Source organism: Micrococcus sp. KT16 (genome assembly GCF_003315015.1).
In the GTDB taxonomy this organism is placed as follows: Bacteria; Actinomycetota; Actinomycetes; order Actinomycetales; family Micrococcaceae; genus Micrococcus; species Micrococcus luteus.
This window is the reverse complement of record NZ_QNRG01000003.1, coordinates 226523-250234: the sequence shown is the minus strand read 5'-3', so window position 1 is coordinate 250234 and position 23712 is coordinate 226523. Positions and strand designations below refer to the sequence as shown.

Sequence of the window (23712 nt, the reverse complement as noted above, 5' to 3'; positions counted from 1 at the left end):
CCGGCCGGGTCCTCCGCCACCGGCGGACCGCCGCTCACACCCGGTCCGTTGCCCAGATGCGGGTGTCCACGAGGGTCAGCGCCGCCTTCGCTCCGATCAGGCCGTCGAGGATCGGCTCGAGCGCCGTCATGGCCTCGTCCACCTCGACCTGCACGGGGTGCTGCGCCACGAGCATGGCCAGCAGCTGGCCGCTGGCCAGCTGCGCCTCCTCGAGCGGCAGCCGCGGGTCCCAGCCGAGGAACACGTCTGCCGGCGCGTCCTGGCGCTCGGCCGTGTAGGACACGGCGAACGCGCGGATCTCACCGCCCTCCTCCTTCGGCGCATCGCGGAGCACGACGGCGCCCGCCGCCCCCGTCTGCGGGCCCAGGATCAACTGCTGGGCGGCTCCCACGGACATCTCCGAGGGGTCCCAGCCGTGGACGGCGTCGTAGAACGCGGCCACCGCGCGGGTCAGCTCGACCGACCCGGTGGCGGCGTCCTCGAGGACCGCGCCCTCGGGGTGCTCCTCGTCCCGCAGCGGCGGCAGGGCGATCGAGCCCGGCGCCACCGCGATCCGCCGCGAGCGCTGGACCGGGGTGAACCCGGCGGCCACGAGGAACGCCTCGGTCCCGGCCACCTGCGCGGCGTGCGCGCCCCCGGTCTCCTCGGCGGTGTCCGCCGCGCCGTCCGCGTCGCCGTCCGTCACCACGGGCACGCGGGAGGCGACGGCGAAGCGCGTCTTGAGCGCCGTCGTCGTGACCTCGCCCGCGGCGTGGGCCTGCGCCACCGCCGAGCGCAGCGCGCCCAGCAGGGCCGAGCCGACGCCCCGGCGGCGGGCCGTGGGCGCCACCTCGAGGTAGAGCCACAGCCGGCGGGGGTGCAGGGACTGCGCGACGACGGTCCCGGCGCCGACCGGCACGCCGTCGTCCTCGGCCACGAGCGTGCGCCGCCACGGCGTGTCCGCGTCCGGGGCGAGCATCGCGCGGTCCTGGTGCTGCTGGACGTCGGCAGGGTCGCCCCACACCTCGAGCAGGGCCAGGTCGTCGCCCTCGGCCCAGGGGCGCAGGGTCACGCCTGCGGGCAGGTCCGTGCTGTGCTCGGCGCTCACTTGACCAGGCGCTCGATCAGGTAGGACTTCACCTGGGACAGCGCCACGCGCTCCTGGGACATGGTGTCCCGCTCGCGGATGGTGACGGCCTGGTCCTCGAGGGTGTCGAAGTCCACGGTGATGCAGAACGGGGTGCCGATCTCGTCCTGGCGGCGGTAGCGGCGGCCGATCGCGCCGGAGTCGTCCGTCTCGATGTTCCACAGGCCGCGCAGCTCGGCGGCCAAAGCCTGGGAGGGCTCCTGCAGCTCGGGCTTCTTCGACAGCGGGAGCACGGCGGCCTTGACCGGGGCCAGGCGCGGGTCCAGCTTGAGCACGGTGCGCACGTCCACGCCGCCCTTGGCGTTCGGGGCCTCGTCCTCGGCATAGGCGTCCACGAGGAACGCCATCATGGAGCGGGTCAGGCCGAAGGACGGCTCGATCACGTAGGGGGTGTAGTGCACGTCGTTGGCCTGGTCGAAGTACTGCATCTTGGTGCCCGAGTGCTCGGTGTGCCGCCCGAGGTCGTAGTCGGTGCGGTTCGCGATGCCCATCAGCTCGCCCCAGCCGTCGCCGCCGGTGAACCCGAAGTCGTACTCGAGGTCGATCGTGGCGTCGGAGTAGTGCGCCCGCTCGTCTGCGGGGACGTCGAACTTCCGCAGGTGCGCGGGGTCGATGCCGAGGTCGATGAACCAGTCCCAGCAGTCCTCGACCCAGCGGTCGAAGTGCTGCTTCGCCTCGGCCGGCGGCACGAAGTACTCGATCTCCATCTGCTCGAACTCGCGGGTGCGGAAGATGAAGTTGCCCGGGGTGATCTCGTTGCGGAACGCCTTGCCGATCTGGCCGATGCCGAACGGCGGCTTCTTCCGGGCCGCGCCCAGCACGTTGAGGAAGTTCACGAAGATGCCCTGCGCCGTCTCCGGGCGCATGTAGTGCAGGCCCTCCTCGTTGTCCACGGGGCCGAGGTAGGTCTTGACCAGGCCCGAGAACAGCTGCGGCTCGGTCCAGGCGCCCTGGGTGCCGCAGTCCGGGCACACGATCTCGGCCATGCCCTCGGCCGGCCGGCCCTTCTTGGCCTCGAACGCCTCGAGCAGGTGGTCCTGGCGGTGGCGCCTGTGGCACTGGGTGCACTCCACGAGCGGGTCGGTGAAGGTCTCGACGTGGCCGGAGGCCTCCCACACCGCGCGCGGCAGGATGATGGAGGAGTCCAGGCCCACCATGTCCTCACGGGAGCGCACGAAGGTCTTCCACCACTCGGCCTTGATGTTCTCCTTCAGCTCCACACCCAGGGGCCCGTAGTCCCACGCGGAGCGCGAACCGCCGTAGATCTCACCGGCCTGGAACACGAAGCCTCGGCGCTTGGCCAGGTTGATGACGTTGTCCAGCGGGGACTTGGCAGCCATGGGGGCATCACTTCCGTACTCATCGGCGGGGCGGGAGGGGATCACGACGACGACGGCACCCGGCCGCCTTCGACGCGGCGGGCCCGTTCCGGCGCGGCGCGCCGGTCGATCCCGTCCAGCCTACCGGCCATGATGGACACCATGACCGAGACGAACGCACCCGACGCCCAGCCCCTGCCCATCCGTGACGAGTCCATCCGCCTCGGCCAGGCGCTCAAGCTCGCCTCCCTCGTGGAGGACGGGGCCATGGCCCGCGACGTCGTCACCGACGGGCTCGTCACCGTCAACGGCGCGGTGGAGACGCGCCGTGGCGCCCAGCTGCACGACGGGGACGTCGTCGAGTTCGCCGGCGAGGCGTTCGTCGTCCAGGCCGAGCAGGCCTGAGCCGACGCCGCGGCGGGCGGCCGCGGCGCCGTCGTCGAGCAGGCCCGGTGCGTCAGCCGCGGGGCGGCACCATGTGGGCGAGGTACTCCTTCACGTGGCCCAGCTCCTGCTCGTTGATCGCGTGACCGAGCCCGGCGTAGACGATCTTCATGAGGTCCACGTGGGCGTTCAGCCAGGCATGGGTCTCCTCGACCCGGGGCTCGGAGATGATCGGGTCCTCCTGGCCGCGGCCCCAGAAGACCTTCGGTCGCACGCGGGCGACGTCGTCGTCGCGGGTGAACAGCTCGCGCAGCCGCGGCTCGGCGAGCTCCGGGTCCACCACGAAGCCGGACAGCGCCACGGTGCACGCGTAGGCCTCCGGGTCCAGGCGCAGCAGCGACGTGGCCATCGCCATACCCTGCGAGAAGCCGAGCAGGGAGACGGTGCGGAAGTCCCCGCGCACGGCCTGCACCCAGGCGTGCAGGGCCTCGACGGCCTCGCGGACCGGCTCGGCGGTGGAGCCCAGCTCGCCCGTGACCGGGTCCTGGGAGAGCGGGAACCAGGCGTGGGAGCCCGGCTGCAGGGGCAGGGGCGCGCGCACGGCGGCCACCGTGACGTGCTCGGGCAGGTGCGGGACGAGGCCGAACAGGTCGTCCTCGTTCGCGCCGTAGCCGTGCAGGACGATCAGCAGGTCCTCGGTGCGCTCGCCCTCGGGGCGGGACCAGCGGACGACGGGCTCGACGGCGGGGGTGGGGTTCGCGTTCACGTTCGCCAGCCTAGCGAGCGGCACGGTCGGCCCCTCCCGGAGGTTGACCCCTCCCGCGCGACGCGGGCAGAATCCTACCCGTGGGTAACCCATCCTCCTCCCAGCCTCCGCACGCCTCCGACGCGACCCCGGTCGACGACCCCGCCGCCCATCCGTGGCGCCGCTACGTCGCCATCGGGGACTCGTTCTCCGAGGGCATCGGCGACCCGGACCCGGACCGTCCCGGCTACCACCGCGGCTGGGCCGACCGCCTGGCCGAGGAGCTCTCCCGCCTGACGCCGCCCGGCGAGGACCTGGCCTACGCCAACCTGGCGGTCCGCGGGAAGCTGCTGGACCAGATCGCCGAGGACCAGGTGGAGCCGGCGCTCGCCCTGCGGCCGGACCTCATCAGCGTCTGCGCGGGCGGCAACGACATCCTGCGCGGCGCGGACCCGGACGAGATCGCGGTCCGGTTGGACGCCGTCGTCGAGCGTCTGGCCTCCGACGGCGCCACCGTGCTGCTGTTCAACGCGACCGACGTGAAGGGCACGCCCGTCATCGGCCGCATCCGCGGCACCGTGGCGATCTACAACGAGAACGTGCGCACCATCGCGCTGCGGCACGACGCGCTGGTGCCGGACATGTGGTCGCTCAAGGACCTCGCCCGGCGGGAGATGTGGGCCGAGGACCGCCTGCACTTCTCTGCGCTCGGCCACCACACGATCGCCGCGATGGTGCTGGACACCCTCGGCGTGGAGCACGGCCTCGAGCACCTGCGCCTCTCCCCGCCGGCGCCGCGCACGTGGCGCGCGGCCCGCGCGTCGGACGCCGCATGGGTGCGCACGCACCTGGCGCCGTGGGTGGTCCGCCGCCTCCGCGGCGTCTCCTCCGGCGACGGCGTCACGGCCAAGCGCCCCGTCCCCGAGCCGCTCTTCGGCGCGCCGATGCCGCAGGGCTCGGACCACACCGAGCCGCTGGACGTCGTCGAGCCCTGAGCCCGGCCGGCGGGAACCGGTGGCCGTTTCTCGAACGAAAGTGCCGCGACACGCCGCCGTTTCCCGAACGAAAGTTCAGAGGGCGAGGGTGCGCTTGAGCGTGTCGGCCACCTGCCCGTACTCGGTGAGGAAGCCGTCGTGGCCGATGGGCGAGGCGATCGTGTGCACCGGCGGCCGCGCGGGCAGCGCCGCCGCGAGCGCCTCGGACTCGGCCGGCAGGTAGAGCCGGTCCGAGTCGACGGCGGCCACGAACGCCCGGCCCCGGTAGTCCGCGAGCGCCGCCGCCACGCCGCCGCGCCCGCGCCCGACGTCGTGGCCCATGAGGGCCTCGGTGACCACGAGGTAGGAGTTCGCGTCGAACCGGTCGGCGAGCTTGGCCGCCTGGTGGTCCAGGTAGGACTCCACGGCGTAGCGCCCGCGCCCGCCCGGCACCCCGACGACGGCGCCGAACGGGTCCTCGACGCCCTGCGGTTCCCGGCCGAACCGCTGGCCGAGCTCGCCCGCCGTGCGGTAGGTGGTGTGGGCGATGCGCCGGGCGATGCCCAGGCCGGCCACGGGGCCGGGGCCGGGGTAGTAGTCGCCGCCCTGGAAGTCCGGGTCGAGGCGGATGGCCGCCGTCTGCGCCTGCCCCCACGCGATCTGGTCGGCGGAGGAGGCCGCGGTGGCGGCCAGCACACCCACCCCGGCGACGCGCGCGGGGTGGGTCGCAGCCCACTCGAGGGCGCGGGCCCCGCCCATCGATCCGCCGATCACGGCACGCCAGGCGCCGATCCCGAGGTGGTCGGCCAGGCGCCGCTCGGCCTCGACCGCGTCCCGCAGCGTGAGGAACGGGAACCGGGAGCCCCAGGGCCGCCCGTCGGGGGCCGGCGTCGAGGGCCCGGTGGAGCCGTGGCAGCCGCCGATCATGGCGGGGGCGACCACGAACCACCGGTCCGTGTCCACGGCGCGGCCCGGGCCGACGAGGGCGTCCCACCAGCCCGGCGTCGGGTCCTCCTCGTGCGCGGCCACGTGCGCGTCGCCGGTGAGGGCGTGCAGCACGAGCACGGCGTTGGAGCCGTCGGCGGCGAGGGTGCCCCAGGTCTCGTAGGTCAGCTCGACGTCGGGCAGCAGCCCGCCGGTCTCGGTGCGCAGCTCGCCGACCCGCAGACGGTGGCGGCCGCCGCGGGGCAGCGCGGTGCGCGACGGACGCGTGGCGACGGCGGTCATGCCCGCTCCCCCGCGTCGTCGTCGCCGCGGCGAGCGGCGGCCGCGAAGCCGCGCTCGAGGTCGGCGAGGATGTCCTCGATGTCCTCCACGCCGAGCGAGAGCCGCACCAGGCCGGGGGTGACGCCGGCGGCGCGCTGCTCGTCGTCGGTGAGCTGGGAGTGGGTGGTCGAGGCCGGGTGCACCACGAGCGAGCGGACGTCGCCGATGTTGGCCACGTGGTGGTGCAGGGTGAGCCCGTCCACGAACGCGGCCCCGGCCTCTCGGCCGCCCGCGATCTCGAAGGAGACGAACGCGCCCGCGCCCTTCGGCAGGTAGCGCTGGGCCCGCTCGTGCCACGGGCTGGACTCCAGGCCGGCGTAGACCACGCGCTCGACGTCGTCGCGACCCTCCAGCCAGCGCGCCACCGCGGCCGCGTTGGCCACCTGCCGCTCCATGCGCAGGGACAGGGTCTCCAGGCCGAGGTTCACCAGGAACGCGTTGAACGGGGAGATGGCCGAGCCGTAGTCGCGCAGCAGCTGCACGCGCGCCTTGAGGATGAAGGCCAGGTTGGCGCCGAGCGGCGAGCCCACCCCGAGGTCCCGCGCGTAGACGAGGCCGTGGTAGGACTCGTCCGGCTCGTTGAAGCCGGGGTACCGCTCGGCGTGCTGCGCGTAGTCGAACGTGCCGGCGTCGACGATCACGCCCGCGATGGCCGCGGCGTGCCCGCCGAGGTACTTCGTGGCGGAGTGGGTGACGACGTCGGCGCCGTGTTCGATCGGCCGCAGCAGGTACGGGGTGGCCAGCGTGTTGTCCACGATCAGCGGCACCCCGGCCTCGTGGGCGGCGTCGGCGACGGCGCGCACGTCCAGGACGTCCCCGCGCGGGTTGCCGAGGGTCTCGCCGAAGAACGCCGTGGTGTTCGGCCGGACGGCGGCGCGCCAGGACTCGAGGTCGTCCGGGTCGGTCACGAACGTCGTCTCGACGCCGACCTTGGCGAGGGTGTGCTTGAACAGGTTCTGCGTGCCGCCGTAGAGGCTGGCCGAGGCGACCACGTGGTCGCCGGCGCCGGCGAGGTTGAGGATCGCGAACGTCGTCGCCGCCTGACCGGAGGCCAGCAGCAGCGCGCCCACACCGCCCTCGAGCGCGGCGATCTTCTCCTCCACCGGGCCCTGCGTCGGGTTGCCGATGCGGGTGTAGAGCGGGTCGAGGTCCTTGAGCGCGAACCGGTCCGCGGCCACCTGGGCGGACGGGAAGTCGTACGAGGTGGTCTGGAAGATCGGCAGGGCGGTCGCACCGAAGGCGTGCTGGCCGACGGCGACGCCCGCGTGGACCTGCGCGGTGGAGAAGCCCCAGGCGTCGGGGGTCGGGGTGGTCTGGTCGGTCATGGCGGACCCTCCTGAGGGGTTCAGGGGCCGGACCCGGCCGCCCCGCCCGCCGGCCGACGTGCCGATCCGGGAACCGGCGTCGTCGAGGTGCCGGAGATGACCCGGCGCCGTCGAGAGGGGCCGTGGGATCGGCCCGCGCTTGCCGGCGTCCGTTGTGGGGCCGGCCTGGTCGTCACCCGGGGCACCCCACCGCGGAAGGAGGGTTGCCGGTCAGCATGCCGGGGCCTGTTGCTGACTCTCGTGACCGTGCCTCCGAGTGTAGCCCGCCGCCCCGCCACGATTTCGTCACGCGTGTCACACGCGGATACGCTCTCCGCACGGGGCGCCCGACCCGTCAAGGGCTCGACGCCCCGCGACTCGCACCAGGTCAACCCCCGGGGCAGCCCGGGAACGGAGAGGAACAGCGCAGTGCACACCTGTCGCATGGACCACGTGTCCTACGCCGCCGGCCCCGAGGGCCTGGACGCCACGGTCGCCCGCATCGCCGAGACGCTGGGCATCGAGCGGATCAAGGGCGGTGTCCACCCACGTTTCGGCACCCAGAACGCGCTCTTCCCCATGACGGAGGGGCAGTATCTGGAGGTCGTCGAGGCCCTGGACCACCCGGCCTCCCTCAGTGCGCCGTTCGGCCAGCTCGTGCGCGCCCGCACCGAGCAGGGCGGGGGCTGGATGAGCTGGGCCGTGGCCACCCCGGACATCGGCCGGTTCGAGCGCCGCCTCGGCCGCGAGGCCGTCCCCGGCAACCGTCGCTTCCCGGACGGCCGCGAGCTGTCCTGGCGGCAGATCGGCATCAAGGGCACCCTCGCGGACCCGCAGCTGCCGTACATCCTGCGCTGGGCCGACGGTCAGGAGGACATGCACCCCTCGCAGGCGGCCGAGCCGCAGGCCACCATCGAGCACCTGAACATCGCCGGCTCCCCCGAGCGCCTCGCCGAGTGGCTGGGCGGCGAGGACGAGGACGGCCAGGTCCAGGACGTGAACATCGAGTACGTCGCGCCCTCCGGCACCCCGGGGATCGTCTCGGTCACCTTCCGCACCCCGAAGGGTGAGATCACGCTCTGAGCGCGGGGGCGGGGCCGCTCAGCCGAGCAGCCCCGCCCGCGCCAGCAGCGGGTAGCCGACGAACCCGACGGCGTCCAGCAGCGTGTGCGCGATGACCAGCGGCATCACCCGGCGCACCCGCAGGAACACGAGCGCGAACACCACACCCATCAGGGCGTTGCCCACGCCCGGCCCGATCCCCTGGTACAGGTGGTACGCCCCGCGCAGCAGCGCGAGGGCGAGCACGACGACGGCCACGCGGGTCGGCAGGAACAGCCCCTCGGCGCTCGCCCACGACGACGGCACGGCCGGCGCCGGATCGCGTGCCAGGCCCGCGGCGCGCAGCCGCTGCAGATACCCGAGGCGGTCGACGAGCCAGGCGCCCACGATGACCTCCTCCAGCAGTCCGTGCCGCAGCGCGGAGAGCAGCAGGACCGGCACCTGGTACCAGCTCTCGCCGAGCGCCGAGCCGACGATCGCCGTCGTGAGGCCCAGGGCCCGGCCGGCGGCGTAGACGCCGAGCGTGCCCAACCCGATGGCCACGAACAGGCCCAGGCCCCATGCCAGGTCGCGGCCGGGGCGGCGCAGGTCGAGGCCGAGCACCCGGAACGGGTTCCGGCCGCGCAGGTGCATCAGGTGCAGCACGAGGGCCACCGGCACCAGCGCGAACCCGATGCCGAGCAGCTGATAGGTCAGGTCGAAGGCCCAGCGGTCGGCCAGGGCCGGGTTGAGGACGGTGGTCTGCTCGCCGAGCGGGGCCTGGGTGGCCTTGTCGATGAGCTGGACGATCGCGTAGACCGCCGACTTCCCCAGAGAGAGGCCGAGGACGATCGCGATCTCCCACCGCACCGTGCGCGCCGAGGGGGCGGGCAGCGCGGGGGCGGGTCGGACGGCCGGGCCGGCCTGGGAGCGGGACGTGCGCGGGGTGGCGGGCATGCCCCCCAGTATCCGCCCGCCCCCTCTCCCCCGGGCGCTTTCGAACGTGAGGTGGGGCCTCTCTCCCGTTCGAAAGTCCCCATTCCCCCGATATCACGTTCGAAAGTCCGGGACGGCGGAGGGCGGGTTAGCGTGGTCGTGTGGTCTCCCCGCCTGCCCCCAGCGAGCTCGAGCTGGTCCACCGCGCCCTGCAGCACCTCCGCCCCGGCCTCGACCCCGCCCTCGCCCGCCGGCTCCGCACAGCCGACTGGGCCGCGGCGTCCGTGGAGGAGGGCGGGCAGTTCCACCGCGTGCTCGTGCTCGAGGACGTCGGCGTCCTCCGGATGACGCGGGCCCACGAGGTCGGCGCCGCCCCCGCCGCGCGCTGGGCGCCCGAGCGGGACCCCGCGGCGCACCTGCCCCGGCGCCTGGCCCTCCTCGACGGGCTCGCCGCGGCCCTGGCCGAGCGCCGCGTGCCGTGGACCGTGCCGGTCGCCCTCTCGGACCCCGTCCCCGCGGGCCCGGGCGCCGCGGTGCTGCAGCGCTTCCTCCCGGGCGGACCGCACCCGCCGCACGAGGGCGATCCGGCCGTGCTGCGCGGCGTCCTCGACGACCTCGCCGCCGTGGACGTCACCGACCCGCGGATCGCCCCGCACCTCGGCCGCCCGTTCGCCTTCCGCGGCCCGTGGACGCCGGAGCGCGCCCGGCACGTCGCGGCGCTGCCGGGGGCGGTCGCCGCGCGCCTGGGCGCGTGGGAGGGGCACGACGTCGACGCGCGGCTGGGCGCCGAGGCGTGGCCGGACGCGGTGGCAGCCCTCGCGGACGCGGTGACGACGTGGACCGCCGCCCCGCCCGTGCCGCCGTCGCTCGTGCACGGCGACCTGGCCGGGCACAACATGCGCTGGCGCGCCGTGCCCGAGGACGAGGACCCGCGCGCCCCGCTGCGCTGGGCGCTGGCCGGGGTGCTGGACTGGGACCTCGCGTGCGCGTGGGACCCCGCCCTCAACGTCGCCTACCTGGCGCTGTGGCACGGCGAGGAGAAGGTGCCCGACCTGGCCCGGGACGCGGCCGAGGCCCGCCGGGCCCGCGTGTGGCTCGGGGCGATGGCCCTGGAGACGCTCGACGACGCGGCGGCCCGGGACGCGATCGTCGGCGGGCTGACCGCGGGGTCCTGGCGGCGCCTGCTGCGCAAGACCCTGCCCCGCGTGGCGCGGGCCCTCACCGCCCTGGACAGCTGAGGGCCCGCGCGGACGTCAGGACACGCCCAGGCGCTCCAGGACGATCTCGCGGACGCGGCCGGCATCGGCCTGCCCGCGGGTGGCCTTCATGACCGGGCCGATCAGGGCGCCGACGGCGGCCATCTTGCCGCCCTTGATCTTCTCGGCCACGTCCGGGTTGGCGGCGATCGCGGCGTCGACGGCCTCCGTGAGCGCGCCGTCGTCAGACACCACGGCCAGGCCCTTCGCCGAGACGACATCCTTCGGGGCGCCCTCGCCGTCGGCCACCAGACCGAGCACCTGCTTGGCGATCTTGTCGTTGATCGTCTTGGCGGCGATCAGCTCCTCGACCTCCACCACGTGCGCCGGGGTGATCCCCAGCTCGGCGACGGCGACCTCACGGACGTTCGCCAGACGGGCGATCTCGCCCATCCACCACTTGCGGGCGGCCGCCGCGGAGGCGCCGGCCTCCACGGTCGCGACGATCTCGTCCAGCACGCCGGCGTTGACGACGTCGCGGAACTCCTCGTCCGAGAAGCCCCACTCGGCCTTGAGCCGCTTGTTCCGCACGGCCGGAAGCTCCGGCATGGCCGCGCGCACACGCTCGACCCACGCGGCGTCCACGTGCACGGGCACGAGGTCCGGCTCGGGGAAGTACCGGTAGTCGTCCGCGTCCGACTTCGGGCGGCCCGAGGTGGTGCTGCGGGTGTCCTCGTGCCAGTGGCGAGTCTCCTGCGTCACGGTGCCGCCCGCGGCGAGCACCGCGGCCTGCCGCTGGATCTCGTGGGTGACCGCGTGCTGCACGGCGCGCGTGGAGTTCACGTTCTTCGTCTCGGTGCGGGTGCCGAACTCGGTGGCGCCCTTGGGCATCAGCGAGACGTTCGCGTCGCAGCGGACGTTGCCGCGCTCCATCCGCGCGTCGGAGATGTCGATGGCCTGCACGATGTCCCGGATCGCGGTGACGTAGGCGCGGGCCAGCTCGGGAGCCCGCGCGCCGGCGCCGACGATCGGCTTGGTGACGATCTCGATGAGCGGCACGCCCGCACGGTTGTAGTCGACGAGAGACGCGGAGGCGCCCTGGATCCGTCCGGAGCCGCCCACGTGGGTGAGCTTGCCGGCGTCGTCCTCGAGGTGCGCGCGCTCGATCTCCACGCGGAAGACCTCACCGTCCTCCAACTCGACGTCCAGGTGGCCGTCGAAGACGATCGGCTCGTCGTACTGGGAGGTCTGGAAGTTCTTCGGCGTGTCCGGGTAGAAGTAGTTCTTCCGCGCGAACCGGCAGGTCTCGGCGACCTGCGCGTCCAGGGCCACGCCCAGGCGGATCGCGTACTCCACGACCTCGCGGTTGAGCACCGGCAGGGTGCCGGGCAGGCCGAGGTCGAGCGGGGTCACGTTGGTGTTCGGCTCGTCGCCGAACGCGTTGGGCGCCGAGGAGAAGATCTTCGTGGCCGTGTTCAGCTCCACGTGCACCTCAAAGCCCAGCACCGGGTCGAAGCGCTCCATCGCCTCCGCGAAGTCCATGGTCTGCTCTGCGTGGCTCATGCCCGGCCTCCTGCCGTGGTCGCGGTGGTGGCGCGCTGCGCGCCCTTCTCCAGCTCGGGGGCCTCGGCCCACACCGGCCCACCCCGGCGCTGGGACACGAGGCGCTCGAGCGCGGCGCCGGCCTCGTACAGGCGGGCGTCCTCGCGCGCCGGGGCCATCAGCTGCAGGCCGTAGGGCAGCCCGTCGACGACGCCGCCCGGCACGGACATGCCCGGGATGCCGGCGAGGTTGGCCGGGATGGTGGCCAGGTCGTTGACGTACATGGTCATCGGGTCGTCCGTCTTGGCGCCCAGCTCGAACGCCGGGGTCGGCGCGGTGGGCGTGAGGATGACGTCCACCTGCTCGAAGGCGCGGGCGAAGTCCTCCTGCACGAGCGTGCGGACCTTCTGCGCGGAGCCGTAGTAGGCGTCGTAGTAGCCGGCGGACAGCGCGTAGGTGCCCAGGATGATGCGGCGCTTGACCTCGGCGCCAAAGCCGGCGGCGCGGGTGGCGCCCATGACCTGCTCGATCGTGCCGCCGCCGTCGGGCACCACGCGGTGGCCGTAGCGGACGCCGTCGAAGCGGGCCAGGTTGGAGGAGGCCTCCGAGGGCATGATCAGGTAGTACGCGCCGAGGGCGGCGTCGAAGCTGGGGCACGAGACCTCCACGATCTCCGCGCCGGCCTCCCGCAGGGCGGCGACGTGCTCGTCGAAGCCGGCCCGGATGCCCGGGTGGAACGCCTCCGCCGGCAGGTCCGTCACGACGCCGACGCGCAGCCCCGCCAGGTCGCGGCCGCGGGCCGCGGCGGTCAGGTCCGCCGGCGCGTCGGCCAGGGACGTGGAGTCCTGCGGGTCGTGGCCGCCGATGACCTGCTGCAGCGCCGCGGCGTCGGCCACGGTGCGGGCGGCGGGGCCGATCTGGTCCAGCGAGGAGGCCATCGCGATCAGGCCGTAGCGGGAGACCGCGCCGTAGGTGGGCTTCACGCCGACCGTGCCGGTGAACGCGGCGGGCTCGCGCACGGAGCCGCCGGTGTCCGAGCCGAGGGCGAAGGGGGCCAGGAAGGCGGCCACGGCGGCCGCCGACCCGCCGCCCGAGCCGCCGGGCACGCGGTCCCCGTCCCACGGGTTGCGGGTGACGCCGAACGCGGAGTGCTCGGTGGAACCGCCCATGGCGAACTCGTCGAGGTTGGTCTTGCCGAGGATCGGCAGGCGGGCCTCGCGGAGGCGGGCCACCACCGTGGCGTCGTACGGGCTGAGCCAGCCCTCGAGCATGCGGGAGGCGGCCGTGGTCGGCTGGCCGCGCGTGACGATGTTGTCCTTCACGGCCACGGGCACGCCGGCCAGCGGGTGCAGGGCGTCGGCCTCGGGGCCGCCGGCGGCGCGGATCGCGTCCACCTCGGCGGCGACGGCGAGGGCCTCGTCCGTGTTCACGTGGAGGTAGGCGCGCACGCCGCGGTCGCCGTCGGCGTCGGCGCGCACGTCGCCGTCGTGGGCCGCGATGCGGTCCAGGTGGGCCTGGACGAGCTCCACGGAGGTGGTTGTGCCGGCGCGCAGGCGCTCGGCCATCTGCAGCGCGGTGAGCCGGACGAGCTCGTCGGCGCCGAGGGTCGCGTTCACGTCGAACGTCTCGGTCATGGGGTGATCACTCTCCGTCCAGGATGGCGGGGACCTTGAACTGGCCGTCCTCGGAGTCCGGCGCCTGGTCGAGGGCCTCCTCCTGCGTGAGCATGCCGGCGGGCACATCCTCGCGGAACACGTTCTCCAGCGCGATGGGGTGGGACGTCGGCGTCACGTCGTCGCCCGCGGCGTCCTGGACCGCGGAGACGTGCTCCAGGATCTTCTCCAGGTCGCCGGACATCGTGTCCAGCTCCTCGTCGGTCATCCGGATGTGGGCCAGGCGAGCCAGATGCTCCACCTGATCCCGGGTGATCTCAGGCATGGATCTCCTCGTGTGACGGGTCGGGGCGGGGTGGACGACGCCGGCGCGGCGGCGGCCACATCGGGGTCGAGTCTAGTGCCGGGGCCTGCCCGGCCACCGCCACCGCTTCGAGGCGGGAAATCCACCCCACCGCGGCGCTCCGGGCCCGCATGACAGGGATTTCCCGCCCCGAGTGGGGTCCCGGTGCCGATGTCCCGCCCGGGGTCAGTCCAGCGCGAGCCGGTAGACGAGGAACGGGCCGGTCTCGTCGGCCGGGTCGAGGTCCGGCACCACGTCCGCGAGGAACCAGTCCCGCTCCGGGACGCGCACGAAGCCGGCGCGCTCGTACATCCGGTGGGCGCCGGTCATGGAGGGCATGGTGGTCAGCACGACGGCGTCCACGCCCTCCTCGGCGCGGGCCCGCGCCACGATCTCGGCCAGCAGGGCGCCGCCCACCCCGCGGCGGTGGAACCGCGGGTGCACGGCGAGCATGCGGAACTCGTACTCCCCGTCGCCGGAGGTCTCGGCCAGGGGCGAGCCGGGCGGGGTGAGCACCACGGACCCGGCCACCTCGCCGTCGACCTCGGCCACGAGCACCTCCGCGCGGCCGGCCCGGTCGGCCACGTCCATGAGGGTCTTCACGTAGGCGTCGTCGGGGGCGATGTGGCCGCCGTCGACATAGGACGCCAGGGTGAGCTCGGCGACCGCCTCGTGGTCCTCGGGGCGCAGCGGGCGGACGAGGGCGCTCATGCGTCACCTCCGGCGTGCTGGCGCAGCGTGTCCTTCAGCCGGGCGCGGGTCGCGTCCGTGGCCACGACGTAGTCGCGCCGACGCAGCCAGGCGGTGGGCACGGCCTGGTGGGGGTGGCCGTCGCGCGCCTCGTGCAGCCCCTCGAGGAACGTCGCGGCCGCCGGCTCCTGCCAGATGTTCACCCAGTAGGCGCGGCCCCGCTCCTGCGCCGTCAGCTCCTTGATCAGGCGCTTCGTGAACGGGCAGCCCGGCCGCCAGAACACGACGACGCCGCCGCCCTCGACGTGCGCCTGTGCGCCGGCGAACGGCCGCGAGCGGACCCGCACCGCCCACCGGTACGTGACCGCGTAGCCGGCCAGGACGAGCCCGGCCACGATCATCCCGACCTGCTGCAGGCGCGTCCCCGCGATCATGAACGTCAGGCCGCCGGCCACGAACAGGACCGGGTAGAACCACGGGTCTCCGACGATCCGCCTCATGCCCTCGCCCCCGTCACGGCGGCCAGGGCGGCCGCGTCCACGTCGCCGGCCACCATCCAGTCGGGATGTGCCGTGCCGTCCGTCGAGGCGGGCCGCGTCACCGCGACGCCGGCCTCCTCGGCCACCAGCGCGCCGGCGGCCCAGTCGTACTCCTGCGTGCCGAACTCGGCGTAGGCGTCCAGGGTGCCGTCCGCGACCATGCACAGATCCAGCGCCGCCGAGCCGATCCGCCGCACGTCCCCGAACGCGGGCAGCAGGGCCGCGAGCGCGCGCACCTGCAGGGCCCGGCGAGCGGGGTCGTAGCCGAAGCCGGTGGCGAGCAGCCGCCCCGAGCGCCCCACCACGGGGCCGGTGAGCCGCACGGGGGCGGCGTCCCGGTCGGGCACGTCCACGCCCGCCGTCGTCGCGTCCGCGGTGCTGAAGGCGCCCCGGCCCGCGCTCGCGAACCAGGTGCGCCCCAGCGCGGGTGCCGCCACGACGCCGGCCAGCCAGCGTTCGGTGCCCTCGGCCACCCCCAGCAGATCGGCGGTCTCGGCGTCCACCGGGCCGGTGACGGCCACCGAGGTGCAGAACTGCGGCAGGCCGCGCACGAAGTTGGTGGTGCCGTCCAGCGGGTCGATGGACCAGCGGTACCCGGACGGCTCGGCCGGGAGGGTGGCGCCGTACTCCTCGCCGGTGATCTCGTCCGAGGGGCGGTAGCCGGCGATGACCTCCCGGACGGCCTGCTCGGCGCGGCGGTCGTAGTCGGTGACCCAGTCGGAGCCGGAGGACTTCGTCTCCGCGCCGATCTCCTCGATGCCCAGCGGGACGGCCGGATGGTGACCGGTCCAGCGCCGGGCCAGGACGTCCGCGCCGGCGCGCGCGGCGGCCTTGGCGACCACGAGCAGGCCCGGGACCGTGGTGCGCGCGCTCATGCCGAGGCCTCCCCATCTGCGGCGCCGTCGGTGGCGTCGTCCGTGTCCGCCGGGCGCACCGCGTCCGGGCCGCCGGCCAGCAGCGCCGTGAACCCGGCCTCGTCCAGCACGGGCACACCGAGGGACTGCGCCTTGTCCAGCTTGGAGCCGGCGGCCTCGCCGGCCACCAGGAAGTCGGTCTTCTTGGACACGGACCCGGAGGCCTTGCCGCCGCGCACGAGGATCGCCTCCTTCGCGGAGTCGCGGGAGAAGCCCTCGAGCGAGCCGGTGACCACCACGGTCAGGCCCTCGAGCGTGCGCGGGGTGGACTCGTCCTGCTCGTCCTCCATGACCACGCCCGCCGCGGCCCACCGGTCCACGATCTCCCGGTGCCAGTCCTCGGCGAACCACTCGATGAGCGCATCCGCGATGATCGGGCCGACGCCGTCGATCTCGGCCAGCCGGTCCCGGTCGCCGGCCTCGGCCGCCGCGCGCAGCGCCGCCATCGAGCCGAACGCCGTGGCCAGCGAGCGGGCCGCCGTCGGGCCCACGTGCCGGATGGACAGCGCCACGAGGGTGCGCCACAGCGGCTGGGACTTGGCCTTCTCGAGCTCGTCGAACAGGCGCAGCGTGTTGGCCGTGGGCGCGGACGGCCTCTTCGCGGTGCCGGCGGTGAAGAAGTACGGCTTGAGCGTGAACACGCCCGAGGGCACCATGCGGCCGTCCACCTTCGTGCGGCCCTCGCGCCACACGCGCACCGCGCCGAGGGAGCGCTGCAGGTCCGTCAGTCCGTCCTCGCCGCGCGGGCCCGTGATCTCCTCCGGCGTGCCGGAGGCGAGGTCGAAGATCTGCGCCTCCGCCGTGATGGGGCCCGGGCCCTCGGGCCGCACGTGTCCCTCGTGCTCGGCCGGGTCCTCGCCGGGGCCCTGGACGAGCCAGCGGGCGGCCTCCTCGCCGAGCGCCTCCACGTCGAACGCGCCGCGGCTGGCCAGGTGCTCGACGCGGCCGGCCAGCTGGGCCGGGCAGGAGCGGGCGTTGGGGCAGCGCAGGTCCACGTCCCCCTCCTTGGCCGGGGCCAGCGGCGTGCCGCACGAGGGGCAGTGCGCGGGCATGACGAACTCGCGCAGCTCCCGGCCCGCCTCGATCGCCTTCTCGCGCAGCGGCAGCACGGGGCCCACGACCTCGGGGATCACGTCCCCGGCCTTGCGCACCACCACGGTGTCCCCGATCAGCACGCCCTTGGCCTTGACCACGTCCTGGTTGTGCAGGGTGGCCAGAGAGACGGTGGACCCGGCCACGGTGACCGGCTCCAACACCGCGAACGGGGTCACCCGACCGGTGCGGCCCACCGAGACCGCGATGTCCCGCAGCAGCGTGTGCACCTCCTCCGGCGGGTACTTGTACGCCGCCGCCCAGCGGGGCACGCGGGAGGTGTGGCCGAGGTAGCGCTGGTCCGCGAACGCGTCCGCCTTCACCACGATGCCGTCGATCTCGTGGATCAGCTCGTGCCGGCGCCGGCCGTACTCCTCGATCACCGCGACGACGGCGGCCAACGCCTCCTCGTCCGCACCCTCCACCACGCGGGTGTAGGGGCTCACGGGCAGGCCCCAGCCCGCGAGCGCGTCGTACACCTCGTGCTGGGACTCCAGTCCGAACGCCTCGACCGAGCCGATGCCGTGCACGAACATGGCCAGCGGGCGCTGCGCGGTGACGGCCGGGTCCTTCTGACGCAGGGCGCCGGCGGCGGCGTTGCGCGGGTTCGCGAACGGCGTCTGACCCTCCTCGGCACGACGCGCGTTGAGCTCGGCGAAGGCGGCGGAGGACATGAACACCTCGCCGCGCACCTCGAACTCGGCGGGCCAGCCCTCGCCGGAGAGCTCGTGCGGGATGTCCCCGATGGTGCGCACGTTGGCGGTGACGTCCTCGCCCGTGACGCCGTCGCCGCGGGTGGCGGCCTGCACGAGCCGCCCGTCCCGGTAGCGCAGGGCGACGGCGAGCCCGTCGATCTTCACCTCCACGAGCCAGCGGGGCGCCACGCCCGGCCGCACCTGCGTCAGGGCCTGCGCCGCGCGGCGGAACCAGACCTCGAGCTCCTCGACGGAGAACAGGTCCTCGAGCGAGTACATGCGGGCCCCGTGCCGGACGGGGGCGAACGCCTCCGAGACCTCGCCGCCGACCTCCTGGGTGGGCGAGTCGTTGGACACGAGCTCGGGGTGCAGGGCCTCGAGGTCCTCGAGACGGCGGTACAGCGCGTCGTACTCGGCGTCCGAGATCTCCGGGGCGTCCCGCTGGTAGTAGGCGGTCCGAGCGGCGCGGACCCGCTCCACGAGGTTCTCGTACTCCTCCCGCAGGTCCGCGGCGGGGATGTCCTGCGGATCGGGCTGGGCGGCGGATTCCTTGGGGGTGCTCACCCGGCCCAGCGTAGTCGGCGTCCCGGACGGCGCACCCGGGTCAGGGGATGCGCACGAGCACCGCCGTGACGTTGTCCCGGCCGCCGCGCCACAGGGCGGCGCCGATGAGCTTCTCGAGGGCGTCCTCGAGGGTGTCGGCGTCGTCGATCAGCGCGCGGATCTCCTCGTCCAGCAGCTCGCCGGTCAGGCCGTCGCTGCACAGCAGGACGAGGTCCCCGGAGGCCAGGGGGATCTCGGCCACGTCCACCGTGAGCGCCTCGCGCGAGCCGAGCGCGCGGGTGATGACGTTGCGGCGGGGATGGACGCGGGCCTCGGCGGGGGTGAGCTCCCCCGCGTCGACGAGCATCTGGACCGCCGAGTGGTCCACCGTGAGCTGCTGGAGCACCGGCGAGCCGACGGGCCGCAGGTACACCCGGGAGTCGCCGACGTTCGCCACGGCCCAGCGACCGCGTTCCGTGTCCAGGCAGGCCAGCACGGTGAGGGTGGTGCCGGAGCGCCCCAGCCCGGCCTCGACGACGGCAGCGTCCGCCTCGTGGATCAGGTGGCCGAGCTCCTGGGGCGTGTGGGCCGTGCCCGGGGCGAGCACCTCGGGGGCGCGGCGGCGCAGGGTCTCGATCGCGGCGGCCGAGGCCACCTCGCCGGCCTCGTGCCCGCCCATGCCGTCGGCCACGGCGGCGAGCACCAGCGGCTCCCCGACGAGGGTCCACGCGTCCTCGTTCAGGTTGCGGACGACGCCCACGTGGGTGGCGCCGGCGGCCTGGGGCCGCGGCGCGGACGGGGTCTCGGGGCGGGGGTCCACGGGGTCCTCGATCAGTCGGCGAGCAGGGTCTGGGCCGACCCGTCCATGAGCAGGGAGGGGCGGACCTCTCCGAACCCGCGGACGATCCTGGGCGGCTGCGGGACGAGCACGAAGCGCTCGTCCCGGGACAGGGCCGCAGCGGTCATGGCGTCCACGAGCACGGTACCCGGATCGGCCAGGGACGTCAGCCGCGCGGCGAGGTTCACGGTGGGCCCGTAGATGTCCCCCATGCGCGAGAGCACCCGTCCCCACGTCAGGGCGACGCGCGCCGAGGGCAGCTCCTCGTCCGCGGCGATGGTCTCGGCCAGGGAGAGCGCGATCGCGGCACCGGCCTCGGGGGTCTCGGCGTTGAACATGACCTCGTCGCCGATGGTCTTCACGAGCCAGCCGCCGCCGGCGGAGATGGTCTCCGCGGCGAGGGACTCGAAGCGCAGCACCATGCGGGCCAGCGTCCGGTCGTCCATGGTCCGGGAGAGCGTCGTGTAGGAGACCATGTCCGCGAAGCCGACGGCGCGGGCCAGCGGCAGCGGCGCGTCCGACTCGGAGCCGTCGCGGCCCCGGGCGCTGGCCGCCAGCCCGGCCTCCACGCGCACGGTCAGGCGCTGCACGGCGCGGTTGAGCTGGCGCCGGTAGACGATCCGCATGGCCTTCTCGAGCGGTCCGACCATGTCCGGGAGCATGTCCACGGCGGCCCGCCGCGCCTCCGGGTCCGTCAGGTCCTCGGAGGCGATCTTGTCCTCCACGAGCGCCTCGATCTGCCACACCACCATGCGGTCCGTCATCTGCCCGATCGAGCGGGCCAGCGAGATGGCGGTGTCCTCGTTCAGCGTCCCCGAGCGCACGAGCGTGAGCACGGACTCGAACGCCTCGATGTCCGCCTCGGTGAAGGCCTTGTGCCCCTCCGGCGACGTCGGATAGCCCAGCGCACGCCAGATCTTCCGGGCGGAGGCCATCGAGACGCCGAGGCGCTGCGCCACCTCCCGCGAGGTGTAGGCGCGCGGGCCCACCACCAGGCCGGCGTCGAGCGTGCGCATCGCGCTCGTCCAGCCGGCGGGCTCGGCGGACCGCTCCTGGGCGCCGCGGGCGGTCTCGTCCTCGGCCGGCGGGACGATCGGCAGCGGTGCGGTGTCCGGTGTCTCCGGACGGCTCATCGGAGGTCTCCTGTCGGGACGGGGGCGGGCCAGGTCGCGGTGCGGGCCTGGCGGGTGAGGTGGGCCAGGGCCTCCTCGAAGCGCGCGGCCTCGGGGACGTCGCGCAGCCGCCAGTGGACCTGGCGGGCGGGCTCCTGGAAGAGGATGTGCAGGTCTCCGGCACCCGAGCCGCGGCGGCGCCGCTGCACGTCCGCGATGGACACGAGCGGCATGGCGGCACCGGAGCCGCCGATGCCGGCGCCCTGGAGGATGCGGCGGTCGGTGAGCACGGTGCGCCGGAAGACCCAGCGCCACAGCGGGCGGATGGTGCCGGGGAGCAGGACGAGCGCCGCGACCACCCACGCGGCCGCCTCGAGCACGGCGCGGTTCGCGGCGACGATCCCGGGCAGGTCGGGGCGTGCGAGCACGCCGACGGCCAGGCCGAGCAGGAACGCGACGGCCACGAGGACCGCGGCCGGGCGCAGCAGCGCGCGCGGGTGGGTGCGGGTGCGCACCATCACCTGCTCACCGGGCTCGAGTCGCACGGCGGTCACCTCCTGACCGGGACGGGTGTGTCATGCGCCGCGATGGACGTCTCCGCGCAGGTGGGCCACGTCCCCCGCACTGACCTCGGTCTCGATTGTGCCACGGTCCGGTGTGACGTGCTTCACGCGCAGGGTGCCGCCGGGGCCGAGGCCCACGGCCGTGCCCTCCAGCACGCCGCCGCCGGGCAGCTCGGCGCGCACCGCGCGGCCCAGGGTGGAGAGGCGGTCCGCCACGGCCGCCACGGCGGGGTGGCGTCCGTCCACGGCCGCCGCCTGTCCCGCCACGCCCGCCGCGAAGCGGTCCACGGCCGCCACGACGGCGTCGCGCAGCTCGACCGCGAGGTCCCGGGGCGCGGGCACGGCGTCCGCGCCGATCCACTCCGCCAGGTCCGTGGCGGTGTCCACCGGGGCGGCCCCGCGGTGGTCCAGGTTCACGCCCATCCCGACGACGACGCCGGGCCCCTTGCCGTCCGAGGACAGCGCCACCGTGGCCAGCACGCCGCACAGCTTGCGCCCGTCCGTGGCGAGCACGTCGTTCGGCCACTTCACGTGCGTCGGGACGCCCCGGGCCGCGAGGCGCTCGGCGACCGTGGCGGAGGCGACGAGCGAGAGCCAGCTCAGGTGGGCCGGAGAGACCGGCACCCCGCCGGACTCGGGACGCAGGTACACGGACAGGGCGAGCGCCGCCCCCGGCGCGGCGCTCCACACCCGGGAGTGCCGACCCCGGCCGGCCCGCTGGTCCGCGGTGGCCACGGCCGCACCGTGCCGGTGCCCCTCGCGGTCCAGCCGCGCGAGGAGCTCATCCTGCGTGGAGCCGGCGGAGTCCAGCCAGGTCAGATCCGGTGTGGGGGCGTCGTCGGGGTGCATGCCCCTAGATATACACGGCGTTCCCGGGGGCGGGCTGGGCGGGCCGATCCGCTCCCGGGGCGCGCGGAGGGGCGGCCCGGGCCGACGTCCTCGTCGTTTGTGGGCTTCCTCCAACCGAGGGCGTCCGCGGCGGCCCGTAGACTGGCCGACTGAGCCTCCGCATCTGGCGGACCACCACAAGGAGGACGTGTGACCGATCCCGATCTGACCACCACGGCCGGCCGGCTGGCCGACCTGCATCGGCGGCTCGAGGCGACGGCCGCGCCCGGCGGCCCGGACGCCGTCGAGCGCCAGCACGCTCGCGGCAAGCACACCGCGCGCGAGCGGATCGACCTCCTCCTGGACGAGGGCTCCTTCGTGGAGCTGGACGCGCTGGCCGTGCACCGCACCACCGCGTTCGGCATGGACGCCAAGCACCCGGCAGGCGACGGCCTGGTGTCCGGCTTCGGCACCGTGGACGGGCGCCAGGTGGCCGTCTACTCCCAGGACTTCACCGTGTTCGGCGGCTCGCTGTCCGAGCGCAACGGCCAGAAGATCGTGAAGGTCCAGGAGTTCGCCGCGCGCAACGGCTGCCCCGTGATCGGCATCCTCGACGGCGGCGGCGCGCGCATCCAGGAGGGCGTGGCCTCCCTCGCCCAGTTCGCGGACATCTTCCGGAACAACGTCCTGGCCTCGGGCATGATCCCGCAGATCTCGCTGATCATGGGCCCCTCCGCCGGCGGCGCGGCCTATTCTCCGGCGCTGACGGACGTCGTGGTGATGGTGGACCAGACCTCGCACATGTTCATCACCGGCCCGGACGTGATCAAGACCGTCACGGGTGAGGACGTGGACATGGAGACCCTCGGCGGCGCCCGCTCGCACAACGCCACCTCCGGCACCGCCCACTACATGGCCTCCTCGGAGGAGGACGCGATCGCCTACGTGCAGGAGCTGCTCGAGCTGCTGCCCTCCAACAACCTCGCGGAGGCCCCGACCTTCGAGGCCGCGGACCCGGATCCCACGGACGAGGACCTGGCCCTGGACGAGATCGTCCCGGACTCCGCGAACCAGCCCTACGACATGCTCGAGGTCATCGCCTCGATCGTGGACGAGGGCCACCTGCTGCAGCTGCAGGAGCTGTACGCGCCCAACGTGATCACCGGCCTGGCGCGCCTGGACGGCATGAGCGTGGGCGTCGTCGCGAACCAGCCGATGCAGTTCGCCGGCACCCTGGACATCGCCGCCTCGGAGAAGGCCGCGCGGTTCGTGCGCTTCTGCGACGCGTTCAACATCCCGATCATCACCCTCGTGGACGTACCCGGGTTCCTGCCCGGCACGGACCAGGAGTTCAACGGCATCATCCGCCGCGGCGCCAAGCTGATCTACGCCTACGCCGAGGCCACCGTGCCGAAGCTGACCGTGATCACGCGCAAGGCCTTCGGCGGCGCGTACATCGTGATGGGCTCCAAGAAGCTCGGCGCGGACCTGAACCTGGCCTGGCCGAGCGCGCAGATCGGCGTGATGGGCGCCCAGGGCGCCGTGAACATCTTGTACCGGCGCGACCTGAAGGCGACGGCGGAGGCGGGCGGCGACGTCGACGCGCGCCGGGCCGAGATCGTGGCCGACTACGAGGCCGAGCTGCTCAACCCGTACCAGGCCGCCGAGCTGGGCTACGTGGACGCCGTGGTGCCCCCGCACGCCACCCGCGGCCAGCTCATCCGCGCCCTGCGCGCCACCCTGCACAAGCGCGAGGCCCGCCCCGCCAAGAAGCACGGGAACATGCCGCTGTGAGCGCCCTGCTGGGTCCGGGCGCCCCGGACGAGAACGACGAGTCGACGCAGGCCACGCCGTCGTCGGCCGACCCGCTGCAGCTCAGCGGCCCGGAGTTGGAGCCGGAGGAGATGGCGGCGCTGGCCGCCGTCCTCGAGGCGGCCGCCGCGGCCCGGGCCGAAGCCGCCCGGCTCGCCGCCGCGGCCGCCGACCCCCGTCCCCTGGACCGCACGCTCCGCCGTCGCGGCGACCTGGGCCTGTGGGCCCGGCCCGGCCGCGGCCAGTGGCGTCAGGGCGCGGGCCCGCAGTGAGCCGGGGGGGCGGGCGCCAGCGCCT

Annotated in this window: 23 protein-coding genes and 1 riboswitch; of the genes, 6 read left to right on the top strand and 17 right to left on the bottom strand. The window is 74.4% G+C overall.

All coding sequences use genetic code 11. The features are described 5' to 3' along the window. Positions 1-34: 34 nt before the first annotated feature. Both DE149_RS04590 and DE149_RS04585 read right to left on the bottom strand, forming a co-directional pair. Entirely contained in the window at positions 35-1087 is a 1053-nt protein-coding gene (locus DE149_RS04590; protein WP_113914059.1) for a GNAT family N-acetyltransferase, read from the bottom strand. After that, positions 1084-2466 (bottom strand): glycine--tRNA ligase, encoded by a 1383-nt coding sequence (locus tag DE149_RS04585; RefSeq protein WP_113914058.1) that lies wholly within the window; start codon positions 2464-2466, stop codon positions 1084-1086. Before DE149_RS04585 ends, DE149_RS04590 begins: the two co-directional genes overlap by 4 nt. Positions 2467-2607: 141 nt before the next feature. Between DE149_RS04585 and DE149_RS04580 the strand changes: the two genes are divergently transcribed. Next, a complete protein-coding gene (locus DE149_RS04580) occupies positions 2608-2850 on the top strand; it encodes an RNA-binding S4 domain-containing protein (RefSeq protein WP_036383564.1) in 243 nt (80 codons plus the stop codon). A gap of 52 nt (positions 2851-2902) precedes the next feature. On the opposite strand, the gene DE149_RS04575 is transcribed toward DE149_RS04580, so the two are convergent. Next, positions 2903-3595, bottom strand: coding sequence for an alpha/beta hydrolase (locus DE149_RS04575; protein ID WP_036383562.1), 693 nt, complete (start codon positions 3593-3595; stop codon positions 2903-2905). An 80-nt stretch (positions 3596-3675) separates the two neighbouring features. Between DE149_RS04575 and DE149_RS04570 the strand changes: the two genes are divergently transcribed. After that, entirely contained in the window at positions 3676-4569 is an 894-nt protein-coding gene (locus DE149_RS04570) for an SGNH/GDSL hydrolase family protein (RefSeq protein WP_113914057.1), read from the top strand. A gap of 75 nt (positions 4570-4644) precedes the next feature. On the opposite strand, the gene DE149_RS04565 is transcribed toward DE149_RS04570, so the two are convergent. Beyond that, entirely contained in the window at positions 4645-5775 is a 1131-nt protein-coding gene (locus DE149_RS04565) for a homoserine O-acetyltransferase (RefSeq protein WP_036317585.1), read from the bottom strand. After that, a complete protein-coding gene (locus DE149_RS04560) occupies positions 5772-7139 on the bottom strand; it encodes a bifunctional o-acetylhomoserine/o-acetylserine sulfhydrylase (protein WP_113914056.1) in 1368 nt (455 codons plus the stop codon). The genes DE149_RS04565 and DE149_RS04560 overlap by 4 nt, the downstream gene beginning before the upstream one ends. A 130-nt stretch (positions 7140-7269) precedes the next feature. After that, a riboswitch (SAM riboswitch) is annotated at positions 7270-7385 on the bottom strand. A gap of 177 nt (positions 7386-7562) precedes the next feature. Between DE149_RS04560 and DE149_RS04555 the strand changes: the two genes are divergently transcribed. Beyond that, positions 7563-8201, top strand: a complete 639-nt coding sequence (locus DE149_RS04555; RefSeq protein WP_020625524.1) for a VOC family protein — start codon at positions 7563-7565, stop codon at positions 8199-8201. An 18-nt stretch (positions 8202-8219) separates the two neighbouring features. Here DE149_RS04555 and DE149_RS04550 read toward each other — a convergent pair whose 3' ends face one another. After that, entirely contained in the window at positions 8220-9116 is an 897-nt protein-coding gene (locus tag DE149_RS04550; protein WP_113914055.1) for a CPBP family intramembrane glutamic endopeptidase, read from the bottom strand. 140 nt (positions 9117-9256) lie between these two features. On the opposite strand from DE149_RS04550, the gene DE149_RS04545 reads away from it, so the two are divergent. Next, positions 9257-10333, top strand: coding sequence for a phosphotransferase (locus tag DE149_RS04545; protein ID WP_113914054.1), 1077 nt, complete (start codon positions 9257-9259; stop codon positions 10331-10333). Between the two features lie 15 nt (positions 10334-10348). Here the strand turns inward: DE149_RS04545 and gatB are convergent, their stop codons facing one another. The 11 genes from gatB to DE149_RS04490 form a co-directional block, all read right to left on the bottom strand. Next, on the bottom strand, positions 10349-11854 hold the full coding sequence (gene gatB, locus DE149_RS04540) for an Asp-tRNA(Asn)/Glu-tRNA(Gln) amidotransferase subunit GatB (RefSeq protein ID WP_113914053.1): 1506 nt from the start codon (positions 11852-11854) through the stop codon (positions 10349-10351). Then, positions 11851-13467 (bottom strand): Asp-tRNA(Asn)/Glu-tRNA(Gln) amidotransferase subunit GatA, encoded by a 1617-nt coding sequence (gene gatA / locus DE149_RS04535; protein WP_113914052.1) that lies wholly within the window; start codon positions 13465-13467, stop codon positions 11851-11853. The genes gatB and gatA overlap by 4 nt, the downstream gene beginning before the upstream one ends. Positions 13468-13474: 7 nt before the next feature. Then, complete coding sequence (gene gatC, locus DE149_RS04530) at positions 13475-13771, bottom strand: Asp-tRNA(Asn)/Glu-tRNA(Gln) amidotransferase subunit GatC (RefSeq protein ID WP_113914051.1); 297 nt, start codon at positions 13769-13771, stop codon at positions 13475-13477. 204 nt (positions 13772-13975) lie between these two features. Further along, positions 13976-14500, bottom strand: a complete 525-nt coding sequence (locus DE149_RS04525; protein WP_036317337.1) for a GNAT family N-acetyltransferase — start codon at positions 14498-14500, stop codon at positions 13976-13978. Then, entirely contained in the window at positions 14497-14979 is a 483-nt protein-coding gene (locus DE149_RS04520; RefSeq protein WP_113914050.1) for a hypothetical protein, read from the bottom strand. Before DE149_RS04520 ends, DE149_RS04525 begins: the two co-directional genes overlap by 4 nt. After that, a complete protein-coding gene (locus DE149_RS04515; protein ID WP_113914049.1) occupies positions 14976-15893 on the bottom strand; it encodes an inositol monophosphatase family protein in 918 nt (305 codons plus the stop codon). The genes DE149_RS04520 and DE149_RS04515 overlap by 4 nt, the downstream gene beginning before the upstream one ends. Beyond that, positions 15890-18283, bottom strand: coding sequence for an NAD-dependent DNA ligase LigA (gene ligA, locus DE149_RS04510; RefSeq protein ID WP_113914048.1), 2394 nt, complete (start codon positions 18281-18283; stop codon positions 15890-15892). Before ligA ends, DE149_RS04515 begins: the two co-directional genes overlap by 4 nt. Positions 18284-18323: 40 nt before the next feature. Beyond that, positions 18324-19082 (bottom strand): PP2C family serine/threonine-protein phosphatase, encoded by a 759-nt coding sequence (locus tag DE149_RS04505; RefSeq protein ID WP_113914047.1) that lies wholly within the window; start codon positions 19080-19082, stop codon positions 18324-18326. Between the two features lie 11 nt (positions 19083-19093). Further along, positions 19094-20233 (bottom strand): adenylate/guanylate cyclase domain-containing protein, encoded by a 1140-nt coding sequence (locus DE149_RS04500; protein WP_113914046.1) that lies wholly within the window; start codon positions 20231-20233, stop codon positions 19094-19096. Continuing rightward, a complete protein-coding gene (locus tag DE149_RS04495) occupies positions 20230-20757 on the bottom strand; it encodes a PH domain-containing protein (RefSeq protein WP_113914083.1) in 528 nt (175 codons plus the stop codon). Before DE149_RS04495 ends, DE149_RS04500 begins: the two co-directional genes overlap by 4 nt. 30 nt (positions 20758-20787) lie before the next feature. Next, entirely contained in the window at positions 20788-21624 is an 837-nt protein-coding gene (locus DE149_RS04490) for a biotin--[acetyl-CoA-carboxylase] ligase (RefSeq protein WP_102708164.1), read from the bottom strand. A 189-nt stretch (positions 21625-21813) separates the two neighbouring features. Here DE149_RS04490 and DE149_RS04485 point away from each other — a divergent pair, with 189 nt between their 5' ends. Both DE149_RS04485 and DE149_RS04480 read left to right on the top strand, forming a co-directional pair. Further along, complete coding sequence (locus DE149_RS04485) at positions 21814-23397, top strand: acyl-CoA carboxylase subunit beta (RefSeq protein ID WP_113914045.1); 1584 nt, start codon at positions 21814-21816, stop codon at positions 23395-23397. Next, the gene (locus DE149_RS04480) at positions 23394-23687 is read left to right on the top strand and encodes a hypothetical protein (RefSeq protein WP_233490703.1); all 294 of its coding nucleotides are present in this window, start codon (positions 23394-23396) and stop codon (positions 23685-23687) included. The genes DE149_RS04485 and DE149_RS04480 overlap by 4 nt, the downstream gene beginning before the upstream one ends. Positions 23688-23712 lie beyond the last annotated feature (25 nt).

Bases quoted from the DNA above. Each gene is read 5' to 3' on its own strand.
- DE149_RS04520 (WP_113914050.1), bottom strand. From the start codon at position 14,979: ATGAGGCGGATCGTCGGAGACCCGTGGTTCTACCCGGTCCTGTTCGTG.
- DE149_RS04490 (WP_102708164.1), bottom strand. From the start codon at position 21,624: ATGCACCCCGACGACGCCCCCACACCGGATCTGACCTGGCTGGACTCC.
- DE149_RS04525 (WP_036317337.1), bottom strand. From the start codon at position 14,500: ATGAGCGCCCTCGTCCGCCCGCTGCGCCCCGAGGACCACGAGGCGGTC.
- DE149_RS04555 (WP_020625524.1), top strand. From the start codon at position 7,563: ATGGACCACGTGTCCTACGCCGCCGGCCCCGAGGGCCTGGACGCCACG.
- DE149_RS04585 (WP_113914058.1), bottom strand. From the start codon at position 2,466: ATGGCTGCCAAGTCCCCGCTGGACAACGTCATCAACCTGGCCAAGCGC.
- DE149_RS04515 (WP_113914049.1), bottom strand. From the start codon at position 15,893: ATGAGCGCGCGCACCACGGTCCCGGGCCTGCTCGTGGTCGCCAAGGCC.
- DE149_RS04500 (WP_113914046.1), bottom strand. From the start codon at position 20,233: ATGAGCCGTCCGGAGACACCGGACACCGCACCGCTGCCGATCGTCCCG.
- DE149_RS04580 (WP_036383564.1), top strand. From the start codon at position 2,608: ATGACCGAGACGAACGCACCCGACGCCCAGCCCCTGCCCATCCGTGAC.
- DE149_RS04550 (WP_113914055.1), bottom strand. From the start codon at position 9,116: ATGCCCGCCACCCCGCGCACGTCCCGCTCCCAGGCCGGCCCGGCCGTC.
- gatA (WP_113914052.1), bottom strand. From the start codon at position 13,467: ATGACCGAGACGTTCGACGTGAACGCGACCCTCGGCGCCGACGAGCTC.
- DE149_RS04560 (WP_113914056.1), bottom strand. From the start codon at position 7,139: ATGACCGACCAGACCACCCCGACCCCCGACGCCTGGGGCTTCTCCACC.
- DE149_RS04565 (WP_036317585.1), bottom strand. From the start codon at position 5,775: ATGACCGCCGTCGCCACGCGTCCGTCGCGCACCGCGCTGCCCCGCGGC.
- gatC (WP_113914051.1), bottom strand. From the start codon at position 13,771: ATGCCTGAGATCACCCGGGATCAGGTGGAGCATCTGGCTCGCCTGGCC.
- gatB (WP_113914053.1), bottom strand. From the start codon at position 11,854: ATGAGCCACGCAGAGCAGACCATGGACTTCGCGGAGGCGATGGAGCGC.